This is a genomic window from Burkholderia sp. Ac-20353, assembly GCF_017104785.1.
GTDB lineage: Bacteria > Pseudomonadota > Gammaproteobacteria > Burkholderiales > Burkholderiaceae > Burkholderia.
This window is the reverse complement of record NZ_JAAGPL010000241.1, coordinates 1-11,634: the sequence shown is the minus strand read 5'-3', so window position 1 is coordinate 11,634 and position 11,634 is coordinate 1. Positions and strand designations below refer to the sequence as shown.

Genomic DNA, 11,634 nt, shown 5'->3' with positions numbered 1-11,634 from the left:
CCGGACCGTTCGCGAGCGCCCCCGTCAGTGCGCCGGCCGCATGCGACAGCGGCGCGCCGGCGTTGCCCAGCGCACCGGTGGCCGAACCCAGTGCCCCGGTCAGTGCGCCGGCCGGGTTGCTGCCGCCGGGCAGGCCGCCCGTCAGGCCGTTCACGAGGTTCGTGATCGGCGCGATCGGGCTGCCGCCGGCCGCACCCGTCAGCGTATTGACGACCTGGGTCACCGCACCCTGCACCGGCGCCAGCGGGTTCGAGCCGCCGAGGTTGCCGAGCGCGCCCGTCACCGAGTTCAGGGCACCCGTCAGCGCGCCGGCCGGGTTGCCGCCGCCGAGCGTGCCCACGACTTGGGTCACCGCACCCTGAACCGGGGCCAGCGGGTTCGCACCGCCGCCGAGGTTGCCGAGGGCACCCGTCACCGAGTTCACTGCATTGCTCAGCGCGCCTGCCGGATTGCCGCTGCTCAGCGTATTGACGACCTGGTTCACCGCGCCTTGCACCGGGGCCAGCGCGTTCGAGCTGCCGAGGTTGCCGAGCGCGCCCGTCACCGAGCCCAGTGCGCCCGTCAGCGCGCCGGCCGGATTGCTGCCGCCGGGCAGGCCGCCCGTCAGGCCGTTCACGAGATTCGTGATCGGTGCGATCGGGCTGCTGCCCGCGGCGCCGGACAGCGTGTTGACCACCTGCGTCACCGCGCCCTGCACCGGTGCCAGCGGGTTCGTGCCGCCGAGATTGCCGAGCGCACCCGTCAGCGAGTTCACCGCGTTACTCACGGCGGCGCCCGGGTTGTCGCCGAACGTACCCGCGAGCTGGGTCACTGCACCCTGCACGGGCGCGAGCGGATTTGCGCCGCCGCCGACGTTACCCAGCGCACCCGTGATCGTGTTGACCGCGTTGCTGAGCGCGCCGGCCGGATTGCCACTGCCGAGCGTGCCGACGACCTGATTCACGGCGCCTTGCACGGGTGCGAGCGGGTTCGCGCCGTTGCCGGCCTGGCCTGCGATCGCGTTCACCGCGCTGACGAGCGCGTCGGTCGGGTTGCCGCTGCCTAGCGTACCGGCGACCTGGTTCACGGCGCCTTGAACCGGAGCGAGCGGGTTCGTGCCGCCACCGAGGTTACCCAGTGCGCCGGTCAGCGTGCCGACTGCGTTGTTCAGTGCAGCGGCTGGGTTGTTGGTGCCCAGCGTGCTCACAACTTGATTCACCGCGCCTTGCACAGGGGCAAGCGGGTTCGCGCCGCCGCCGACGTTGCCCAATGCGCCCGTCAGCGCGCCTTGCGCCTGGCTCAGTGCACCTTGAACCGGAGCCAGCGGGTTCGCGCCGCCGCCAACGTTGCCCAATGCCCCCGTCAGCGTGCCAACCGCGTTGCCCAGCGCGCCTTGCGCCTGGCTCACCGCACCTTGCACCGGCGTCAGCGGATTCATCGTGCCGCCGGCACCGCCAAGCGCGCCCGTCACCGAATTCACCGCGCTGGCGGGGTCGCCGAGCGACGTCTGAATCGCGCCCGAGCCGGACGCGGTCAAGGTGACCGAACCCAGCGGCGTCGTCCCCGTTGCAACGATGCTCGCCGATGCGCCGTTCGTCGCCGGATTCACGATCACCTGCGGAATCGACAACCCATCGAGCGGCCCTGCTACTGCGGCCCCCGACGCCAGCACCCCGAACACCGTCGCGACCGACAACGCGACACCCGTCAATTTAAAATTTTTCCCCATCGTGACCTCATCCCGGTTGGCACTACGTTGATAAAGCACGGGGACAGATTGCACGAAGCGTGCCACCGATAAATGCAGGTCTTTTATCTCGATTTATTGCGTCGCAATAACGCTCCATCACCTGATTTCATTACGAAAAATTCAGATGCACGGCACGACTTGCCTGAGGAAAAACAGACGCGGAACACGGATGTAACGTAACGTTTGCGAGGCCCGAGGTAACGTGTTCCGGTACATGCGCGGCGATGCATGAGCCCCGCCGTTCACCGCTCATCGGTGTCAATCTGATTGACGGGGAGCGCCCCGTTTCACGAATGTGAAATGCATTAAAAAATCGCGTATTCATTGATTTTCTTATTTCGCGATTTCTTTCCGGATAATTACGCAGATCATTGCGAATCAGGATAATACCGGGATTATCGACAGCCGCATGAAAAACTGTGTCGCAAAGGCCCGCGCGCGCGGACCCCGACCAACTGCACTGGCGCGCGCCGGCGGCGCCGACTCAGCCGAAGCGAGCGGCCCGGAACGGATGAGGATCGATGTAGGTCGGCGCGCCCGTCATCATCTCGGCGAGCAGGCGCCCCGTCGCGGGCCCGAGCGTCAGCCCGTGATGGCAATGGCCGAACGCGAACCACAGGTGTCGATGACGCGGCGCAGGCCCGATCACCGGACGCATGTCCGGCGTGCACGGCCGCATCCCGAGCCACGGTGCCGGGTCGAGCCGTTCACCGACGCCGAACGCGTCGCGCGCGAGCGGTTCCGCACGCGCGAGTTGCACGCCGGTCGGCGGCGCGCCGCGCAGCGCAATCTCGACGCCGGTCGTGAGCCGCAGGCGCCCGCCGTCCATCGGCGCGACGACGAAGCCTTCCTCGGTATCGCAGACAGGCACGTTCAGCGGCGTGCGCGTCGGCCGGTAATGCATGTGATAGCCGCGCTTCGCGCGCAGCGGAATCCGGTAGCCGAGCGGCGCGAACACATGGTCGGACCAGGGCCCGAGCGCCACCACCACCTGGCGCGCCGCGATGCGTCCGTGCTCGGTGTCGACGCTCCAGCCGTCGCCCACCTGCGTGAGCGTCGTCGCATCGCCGAGCGCGAACGTGCCGCCTTCCCGCTCGAAGAGCCGCGCATACGCTTTCGTCAGGCCGCCCGGGTTCGACACGGTCTTCGGATCCTGCCAGTGAAACGCGCCGCAAAACGCTTCGCCGAGGCCCGGCTCGCGAGCGTGCAGCGCGCGGGCGTCGAGCACGGTCATCCGCAGCCCGTGCTCGCTCGCGACGCGCTGCTGCGCGCGCGCTTCCGCGTCGAACAGCGCGGGCGAGCGGAACGCCTCGATCCACCCGCCGTCGTGCACGAGCGGCTGCGCGTCGGTGCGCGCGAGCAGCGCGTCGTGCTCGTCGACGCTCGCCGCGATCAGCGGCAGCAGGTCGCGCGCGGCGGCCGCGAGCCGCTGCGGCGACGACTCCCGCCAGAAGCGCGCGAGCCAGCCCGCGTACGCGGGCATCGCCTTGTAGTCCCAATAGAGATCGACCGAGCGGTTGCGCGCATAGCGCAGCAGCGTGCCGAGCTTGCGCGGGAACGCATACGGGACGACCGACGAGCGCTCGATGAGCCCCGCATTGCCGTGGCTCGTTTCCTCGCCCGGCCCGCGCCGGTCGACGAGCGCGACACGCAGGCCACGATCCTCCAGATGCAGCGCCGACGACACGCCGACGATGCCGGCCCCCAGGACGATGACGTCGAAATCCATGCTTCCTCGTACTGCGTCGAGATTCGATGCGATGCGCGCCGGACCTTGCGCCCGGCGCGGCCGGACTTACTTCGCGATGATGTCACGCCGGAAGTACTTCTGCGACAGCGCGCTCAGCGTGCCGTCCTTCTTCAGCGCGTCGAGCGCGCCGACGATCTTCGCCTGCAGCGCCTTGTCATTCTTGCGCATCCCGAAGCCCGTGCCCTCGCCGAGCGTCGCCGGATCCTTCAGCGCGTCGCCGACGATCTGGTAATCGCGGCCGGCCGGCTTGTCGAGGAAACCTTCCTGCGCGGTCTGCGCTTCCTGCACCGCCGCGTCCAGACGGCCCGCGACGAGATCCGCGTAGATCTGGTCCTGATCCTGGTACGACACGACCGACACGCCCGCGCTGGCCCAGTGCGCCTTCAGGAAATCTTCCTGCGACGACCCTTGCAGCACGCCGACGTGCTTGCCGCGCAGGCTCGCCACGTCGGGCAGCAGCGGCGAGCCGCGCTTCGCGACCATCACGATCGGCACGACGTAGATCGCCGGCGTGAAATCGATGCTCTGCCGCCGCTTGGCCGTGATGTTCATCGCCGAGTTGATCGCGTCGAACTTGCGCGCCTGCAGCGCGGGGATCAGGCCGTCGAACGCATTCTCGACCCACACGCACTTCATCTTCAGCTTCGCGCACACCGCATTGCCGACGTCGACGTCGAAGCCCTGCAGCTGCCCGGCCGGCGTCTTGCTCTCGAACGGGGGATAAGCGGCTTCGATCCCGAAGCGCAACGTGTTGGCGGTCTGTTCCGCGTGGGCCGTGACGGCCGCGCTCGCGAAAGCCGCGGCGACGCACAGAGAGAGCTTCCAGTTCATGACGGGTCCTGTCTGGGTTGAGGCAACGAGGGGACGGCCACGCAGCGCACGTCCATGCATCCGAAATATAGACTTAGAGTCTACTATAGACTATAGGGGATACGATAATCGTGCCCCGGTTTCGGCGCATCCGCGTCGCCACGACTGGGCACAAACCCATGATTTACATGGATTTTTCAGGCGCCCGCCGGCACGCGAACGTCCTGAAAATAAAATCTCGCCACACATCTTGAGTCTATATTAGACTTTTCGTCCATCACGAACACCGCCGGACCGACACGTCACGAGACGGTCCGTCCGGCCCCGACCGGAGACGTATCCATGACGCAAGCCGCCCCCACCCTGCCGCTGACCGTCGACGAAGCGGCGGTGCGCGCCGCGCTGCCGTCGCTCGACGTGCTCGGCACGCTGCGCCGCATGTTCGCATCGCTCGGCGAAGCCCGCGCGGTGCAGCCGCCGCAGACGCTCACGCTGTTCCCCAACCAGGCCGGCGACTTCATCACCTACCTCGGTGCGCTCGCCGACGAGCAGGTGTTCGGCGCGAAGCTGTCGCCGTACATCGTGACGGGCGGCAAACCCATCGTCACCGCGTGGACCGCGCTGATGTCGATGCGCACCGGTCACCCGCTGATGTGGTGCGACGCAGGCCTGCTGACGGTCGAGCGCACCGCCGGCACGACCGCGCTCGCGGTCGACTGCCTCGCCCCCGGCGATGCGAAACATCTCGCGCTGATCGGCGCGGGCGCGGTCGGTCTCGCGCACCTGCGGCACACGGCGGCGTTGCGCGACTGGGAGACGATCCGCGTGTATTCGCCGGCGCTGGCCGGCGACGCGGCGCAGCAGGCGACGATCGCGCAGATCGATCCGCGCGCGCGGCCGGCCGACAGCGTCGCAGCCTGCGTGCGCGACGCGGACGTCGTGATGCTGTGCACGTCGTCGGGCACGCCGGTGCTCGGCGACGGGATGCTGACGCGCCCCGCGCTCGTCACGTCGATCAGCACCAACGTCGCGCAGGCGCACGAGATCCCGCCCGCGTGGCTGCCCGAGATGGACGTCTACTGCGATTACCGGCACACGACGCCCGCGAGCGCGGGCGAGATGCAGCGCGCGGCCGCCGAGCACGACTGGACGCCGGAGCGCATCGTCGGCGATCTGCCCGCGCTCGTGCGCAACGCGTGTCCGGCGCCGTCGCGCACGCGCCATGCGTTCTTCCGCTCGATCGGCCTCGGTCTCGAGGACGTCGCGATCGCGCACGCGCTCCATGCGCACCTGACGCGCGCATGAGCCGCACGTGAGCCGCACATGACCATCAATCGCACGCGCGCCCGATACAATGACGCCACCGCCACGGCGGCGGTGCGCCGGCGTCGGCCGGAGGCGCCGCCCGGCCGCGGCTCACCCGAGGTAGCGATTCCGATGCGCAAGAAGCCATCCCCCGTCAAAGACCTGCTGCTGTCCCGCTATGCGCCGATCGCCGACGGCATCGCGACATTGTTCTTCCCGTACGCGGAAGTCGTGATCCACGACCTGCACGACCAGACCGTGCTGTACCTCGCGAACAACCTGTCGAAACGCGAGGTCGGCGACGATTCCGCGCTCGAGGAAACCGACCACTCGGCACGCGAGCGCGTGATCGGCCCGTACGAGAAGCTCAACTGGGACGGCCGGCGGATGCGCTGCGTCAGCAACGTGCTGTTCGACGACGAAGGGCATCCGGCCGGGATGATGTGCATCAACTTCAACATCGCGGTGTTCGACGAGGTGCGCGCGACGCTCGACCTGTTCATCAAGGGCGCGGGCGTCGTCGCGCAACCGGACGAGCTGTTCCGCGACGACTGGCAGGAGCGCATCAACACGTTCCTGCATGGCTGGCTGCACGAGCGGCAGGTCGGCCTGAACGGGCTCACGCGCGAGCATCGTCGCGAGCTCGTCGAGGCGCTGTACGCGGAAGGCGCGTTCCGCGGCAAGAGCGCGGCGAACTACGTCGCGAACGTGCTCGGGATGGGGCGCGCGACCGTCTACAAGCATCTGAAGCACCTGAAGGAAACGCAGGGCGACATGTAGCCGGGCTGGCGGCAGAGGTCGCCCATAAGGCAGAGGTGGCACCTAAGCGTCGCAGCCAAAAATGATATAGTCGCAGTTACATTTTTTCGTCCGATCTTTTTGCCCGATCGCTACTCGCCCATGCCGACCGCCCTCACCCCCGCGCTTCGCCCGACGCTGACCGTCGAAATCTGGTCCGACCTGATCTGCCCGTGGTGCTGGATCGGCAAGCGCCGTTTCGATGACGCGCTGGCCGCGTTCGCGCATGCGGACCGCGTCGACGTCGTGCTGCGCGCGTACCGCCTGATGCCCGGCCAGCCGGTCGAGCCGGTCGAGGCGATGCTCGGCAGCAAATACCGGCTCGCGCCCGCGCAGGTCGAGCAGATGCTGCGCCAGGTGACCGATGCGGCCGCCGGCGTCGGGCTGCGCTACGACCTGCCCGGCACGCTCGTCGGCGACACGCTCGACGGCCACCGGCTCGTGAAGCTCGCCGAAACGACCGGCCGCGCGCACGCGCTGACCGAGCGGCTGTATCGCGCGTACTTCAGCGAGCACGGCTCGCTGTTCGATCACGGCGCGCTCGCCGATTTCGCGGTCGAAGCGGGGCTCGAGCGTGCGGCGGTCGAAGCCGTGCTGCGCAGCGACGCGTACCGGGACGAAGTCGACGCCGATATCGAACGCGCCGCGCAGATCGGCGGCCGCGGCGTGCCGCTGTTCGTGTTCGGCGGCCGCTACGCGGTGTCCGGCGCGCAGCCGGCCGACGTGTTTGCGCAGGCGCTCGAGCAGGCGTGGCAGGACGGCGTCGTCGCGATCGGCGACGAAGACGCGGCCGCCTGCGGCCCCGACGGCTGCGCGCTGCCACCGGGCACGTAAGCCACACGTAGCCCACGCATAACCAGCGCGCAACCACCACGCACCGCTGCTGCCAGAAACCGGCAAGAAGCCGCGCAATGCGGCGTCTACAATGTTGTCTTTCAAATAACTATCTGAGAGACCACAACCCCATGACCCACGGCATCCACGGCGAGAAGCGCTGGTACGCGCTGATCGTCCTCTGTCTCGGCGTGCTGATGATCGTGCTCGACAGCACGATCGTGAACGTCGCGCTCCCGTCGATCAGCGCCGACCTGCATTTCAGCGAGACGGCGCTCGTCTGGGTCGTCAACGCGTACATGCTGACCTTCGGCGGCTGCCTGCTGCTCGGCGGCCGGCTCGGCGACCTGTACGGCCACCGGCGCATGTTCCTCGCGGGCCTCACGGTGTTCACGCTCGCGTCGCTCGCGTGTGGCATCGCGCAATCGCAGGCGATGCTGATTGCCGCGCGCGCGGTACAGGGGTTCGGCGGCGCGATCGTGTCGGCGGTGTCGCTGTCGCTGATCATGAATCTCTTCACCGAGACCGGCGAACGGGCGCGCGCGATGGGCGTCTACGGCTTCGTGTGCGCGGGCGGCGGCAGTGTCGGCGTACTGCTCGGCGGGCTGCTGACGAGCACGCTGTCGTGGCACTGGATCTTTCTCGTCAACCTGCCGATCGGCGTCGCGGTCTACGCGCTGTGCGTCGCGCTGCTGCCACGCACGCGCGCGCCTGCCGCCGACGCGCGGCTCGACGTCGCGGGCGCGGTCACCGTGACCGCGTCGCTGATGCTCGCGGTCTACGGGATCGTCAACGGCAACGAGGCCGGCTGGCTGTCGACGCACACCATCACGCTCGTCGGCGCGGCTGCCGCGCTGCTCGCGCTGTTCGTCGCGATCGAGGCGCGCGTCGCGCATCCGCTGATGCCGCTCACGCTGTTCGCCGCGCGCAACGTCGCGCTCGCGAACGTGATCGGCGTGCTGTGGGCCGCCGCGATGTTCGCGTGGTTCTTCCTGTCCGCGCTGTACATGCAGCGCGTGCTCGGCTACCGCCCGTTCCAGGTCGGCCTCGCATTCCTGCCCGCGAACCTGATCATGGCCGCATTCTCGCTCGGGCTGTCCGCGCGGATCGTGATGCGCTTCGGGATCCGCGGCCCGATCGCGGCCGGCCTGCTGATCGCCGCATGCGGCCTTGCACTGTTCGCATGCGCGCCGGTCGACGGCGGATTCGTCTGGCACGTGCTGCCCGGGATGACGCTGCTCGGCATCGGCGCGGGCGTCGCGTTCAACCCGATGCTGCTCGCCGCGATGAACGACGTCGACCCCGCGGATTCCGGGCTCGCGTCAGGGATCGTCAACACCGCGTTCATGATGGGCGGCGCGCTCGGCCTCGCCGTGCTCGCAAGCCTCGCGGCTGCCCGCACCGACGCGCTCGCGGCAAGCCAGGCCGCACCGCTCGACGCACTGAACGGCGGCTATCACGTCGCGTTCGCGTGCGGCGCGGTGTTCGCGGCGACGGCCGGGCTGATCGGCCTCACGCTGCGGATCCGGCGGCAGGATACGGTCGGCGGCGGGGTCGGCAGCGCGATGCACTGATCTGGTGCCGTGGTGCTGCGGCGGCGGAATTCAAACGCGCGTTTCAATTCCGCCCCGGCCGACCGATTTTTAACGCAGTCGTACACCACCCCGCCAGTTTTGCGACAATGTCGGACTTTGACCTGCGCGCCGCCGCCGAACGCCGCATAACCGCCTGCTTCCGATGTCGCTTCCTCATATCGATCTGCTGTACTCCCTGTCCGGCCTGTTCGTCGGCATCCTCGTCGGCCTGACGGGCGTTGGCGGCGGTTCGCTGATGACGCCGATCCTCGTGCTGCTGTTCGGCGTCCATCCGGCGACGGCGGTCGGCACCGACCTGCTGTACGCGGCCGCGACCAAGGCGACCGGCACCCTCGTGCACGGGCTCAAGGGCTCGGTCGACTGGCGCATCACGGGCCGGCTCGCGGCCGGCAGCGTCCCCGCGTCGGCGCTCACGCTGTGGGTGCTGCATACGTACGGGATGCAGTCGCCCGGCGCCGGCCGCATGATCCAGCTCGTGCTCGGCTGTGCGCTGCTCCTCACGTCGCTCGCGCTGATCTTCCGGCCGCAGCTCGCCGCGCTGGCCGCGCGCAATCCGCTCGCGCCAAGCCCCGCGCGCACGCTGTGGTCCACCGTGCTGACCGGCGCCGTGCTCGGCGTGCTGGTGTCGATGACATCGGTCGGCGCCGGCGCGATCGGCGTGACCGTGCTGCTGCTGCTGTACCCGGCGCTCGCGACGGCCCGCATCGTCGGCTCGGACATCGCGCACGCGGTGCCGCTCACGCTGATCGCCGGCATGGGTCACTGGCTGCTCGGCTCGGTCGACTTGTCGATGCTGCTGTCGCTGCTGCTCGGCTCGCTGCCCGGCATCGTGATCGGCAGCGTGCTGTCCGCGCGCGCGCCCGAGCGCCTGCTGCGCAACCTGCTCGCGTCGACGCTCGTCGCGGTCGGCATACGGCTCGTGCTCGCGTAAGCGAACCGGCGCGAGGTCCCGCGGCGAAGTCGCGAAGTCGCGAAACGGCGCAGCGCCGGACGCCGGACGCCGTACGCCGTACGCAACCCGAAATGAATTACGCCGCCCGGCTCGTGACCGGGCGGCGTTTTTTTACGTCACGTCAGGCGGCGCACGGCCCGCCTGCCATTGATGCCCTCACTGCCCCTGCTGCTGCAGCTTCTGCTGGCGCAGTTGCTGCGAGCGCATCTGCAGCTTCAGCACACGCTGCAACGCCGCGCGGTTCGCGAGGATGTTGTCGTAGAAGTGGCCGAGATCGCCCTTCAGCGCGGTCCGCGACGGATCGTTCAGGTAGATCATGTGGCCCGACGGGTAATTGCGGATCGCCAGGTTCTGCGCCTTGAGCGTCGGATCGAGCGGCATCTGCTTCAGCGTCAGCTCGGTCTGGTGGAACGGCGTGACCGCGTCGAAGTAACCGTTCGCGGACAGCACCTTCAGATCCGGGTTGAGGCTCATCGTCGATGCCAGGTCGCCTGCCGTGTACAGCGTATTGCCGCCGCCCTTGTTCGCGCCTGTCGGGTCGATGTGGCTGAAGTCCCAGTTGTTGAACACCTGGTCGTTCAGGTCGACGAACGACGACGTCGACGTGTACTGCAGGTCGGTGTTCAGGTAGCTGTTCCACAGCACGGTGTACGCGCCGCCGATGTTGTTGATCGACGGATCGTTGCCGCCCGAGTTCGGCTGGATGAACGGCGCGATGCCCTGGCCCGTGTAGTTCGCGCGGCCGTCATACTGGCCGATCTGGACGCCCGGCACGAGCGTCAGGAAGAACGTGTACGGCGGGTTGTTGTTCGACGACGGCACGTTGCCGAGCGCGGCCGGGTTGCCGAAGGTCTGGATCAGCGAGACCGGATCGGTGCCGATGTACGACCCCATCTGCTGCGCGGCCTGCAGGTTCAGGTTCAGCCGCACGTTCACGAAGCCGCCGTCCTGCGGGTTCGGCGCCTGCGCGAGCGGCGCGAGCACGCCGTCCGCATAGTTGCGCGCCTGCACCATGTAGCTGTCGAGGTCGGCCGGCTGCGGGTTGAGCGTCGTCTTCTTCCAGTAGAACGCGTCGGCCGCGAGCGTCGGGAACGTACCGACCGCGGACAGCGCGTTCGAGTAGTCGAGGATCGACGACTGCAGCGTGATCCCGTTCAGCTCGACGCCGTCCTCATGCAGTACCCACGACACCACCGCGCTGCGCGCCGTGCCGTACGACTCGCCGAACAGGAACTTCGGCGAGTTCCAGCGCGAGTTCTTCGTCAGGTAGCGCTGGATGAAGCGGTCGATCGAGCGCGCGTCCTGGTCGACGCCCCAGAAGTCCTTGTTCTTCGCCGGGGCGATCGCCGCCGAGTAACCGGTGCCGACCGGGTTGATGAACACGAGGTCGGAACGGTCGAGCAGGCTGTCCGGGTTGTCGAGCAGCTTGTACGGCGCGGGCGGCGTGAAGTTCGGGAACGACGACTGCAGGCGCTTCGGCCCGAACGAGCCGAGCAGCAGGTACACCGACGACGAACCGGGGCCGCCGTTGTAGAAGAACGTGACCGGCCGCGGCTTCGACGGATCGGGATTGTCCTGCGTGTACGCGACATAGAACATCTTCGCGTTCGGCTGCGACGTGACGGGGTCGATCGTCGTCAGGTGGCCGGCGGTCGCCGTGTAGTTGACGACCTTGCCGCCGATCGTCACCTGCCGGTGCACGACCGCGGCGCCTTCGGTCGCGTCGGTGACCGCGTCGTTGGGGCCGGTGCCGTACACGTCGGGGTCGACGTACGGCTGGTCGGGCTGCGTGGCGTTCGACGCAGTGCTGGTCGATCCGCTGCCCGCGGAGGCCGGCGCGTTCGCGGCCGTGTTGGCGGCG

9 protein-coding genes are annotated in these 11,634 nt (G+C 68.5%); 5 read left to right on the top strand and 4 right to left on the bottom strand.

Going from position 1 to position 11,634, the window contains the following annotated elements; translation table 11 throughout:
* The 3 genes from G3N94_RS36075 to G3N94_RS36065 all read right to left on the bottom strand — a co-directional run.
* Window positions 1-1,708 (bottom strand): hypothetical protein (locus G3N94_RS36075; protein WP_205798955.1); only part of this gene is annotated, 1,708 nt, incomplete at its 3' end.
* A 505-nt stretch (window positions 1,709-2,213) separates the two neighbouring features.
* Entirely contained in the window at window positions 2,214-3,458 is a 1,245-nt protein-coding gene (locus tag G3N94_RS36070) for an FAD-dependent oxidoreductase (RefSeq protein WP_205798954.1), read from the bottom strand.
* 66 nt (window positions 3,459-3,524) lie between these two features.
* Window positions 3,525-4,310, bottom strand: a complete 786-nt coding sequence (locus tag G3N94_RS36065) for an ABC transporter substrate-binding protein (RefSeq protein ID WP_205798952.1) — start codon at window positions 4,308-4,310, stop codon at window positions 3,525-3,527.
* 321 nt (window positions 4,311-4,631) lie between these two features.
* On the opposite strand from G3N94_RS36065, the gene G3N94_RS36060 reads away from it, so the two are divergent.
* From G3N94_RS36060 to G3N94_RS36040, 5 genes are all read left to right on the top strand, one after another.
* On the top strand, window positions 4,632-5,594 hold the full coding sequence (locus tag G3N94_RS36060; protein ID WP_205798950.1) for an ornithine cyclodeaminase family protein: 963 nt from the start codon (window positions 4,632-4,634) through the stop codon (window positions 5,592-5,594).
* Between the two features lie 18 nt (window positions 5,595-5,612).
* A complete protein-coding gene (locus G3N94_RS36055; RefSeq protein ID WP_205798948.1) occupies window positions 5,613-6,374 on the top strand; it encodes a PAS domain-containing protein in 762 nt (253 codons plus the stop codon).
* Window positions 6,375-6,494: 120 nt separating this feature from the next.
* Window positions 6,495-7,226, top strand: a complete 732-nt coding sequence (locus G3N94_RS36050) for a DsbA family oxidoreductase (protein ID WP_205798946.1) — start codon at window positions 6,495-6,497, stop codon at window positions 7,224-7,226.
* A 131-nt stretch (window positions 7,227-7,357) separates the two neighbouring features.
* A complete protein-coding gene (locus tag G3N94_RS36045; RefSeq protein ID WP_205798944.1) occupies window positions 7,358-8,800 on the top strand; it encodes a DHA2 family efflux MFS transporter permease subunit in 1,443 nt (480 codons plus the stop codon).
* A 163-nt stretch (window positions 8,801-8,963) separates the two neighbouring features.
* Window positions 8,964-9,752, top strand: a complete 789-nt coding sequence (locus G3N94_RS36040; protein ID WP_205798942.1) for a sulfite exporter TauE/SafE family protein — start codon at window positions 8,964-8,966, stop codon at window positions 9,750-9,752.
* A gap of 177 nt (window positions 9,753-9,929) precedes the next feature.
* Here the strand turns inward: G3N94_RS36040 and G3N94_RS36035 are convergent.
* A partial coding sequence (locus tag G3N94_RS36035; RefSeq protein WP_205798940.1) for a peptidase S1 occupies window positions 9,930-11,634 on the bottom strand: 1,705 nt, incomplete at its 5' end.

Bases quoted from the DNA above. Each gene is read 5' to 3' on its own strand.
- G3N94_RS36070 (WP_205798954.1), bottom strand. From the start codon at position 3,458: ATGGATTTCGACGTCATCGTCCTGGGGGCCGGCATCGTCGGCGTGTCG.
- G3N94_RS36065 (WP_205798952.1), bottom strand. From the start codon at position 4,310: ATGAACTGGAAGCTCTCTCTGTGCGTCGCCGCGGCTTTCGCGAGCGCG.
- G3N94_RS36060 (WP_205798950.1), top strand. From the start codon at position 4,632: ATGACGCAAGCCGCCCCCACCCTGCCGCTGACCGTCGACGAAGCGGCG.
- G3N94_RS36055 (WP_205798948.1), top strand. From the start codon at position 5,613: ATGACCATCAATCGCACGCGCGCCCGATACAATGACGCCACCGCCACG.
- G3N94_RS36050 (WP_205798946.1), top strand. From the start codon at position 6,495: ATGCCGACCGCCCTCACCCCCGCGCTTCGCCCGACGCTGACCGTCGAA.
- G3N94_RS36045 (WP_205798944.1), top strand. From the start codon at position 7,358: ATGACCCACGGCATCCACGGCGAGAAGCGCTGGTACGCGCTGATCGTC.
- G3N94_RS36040 (WP_205798942.1), top strand. From the start codon at position 8,964: ATGTCGCTTCCTCATATCGATCTGCTGTACTCCCTGTCCGGCCTGTTC.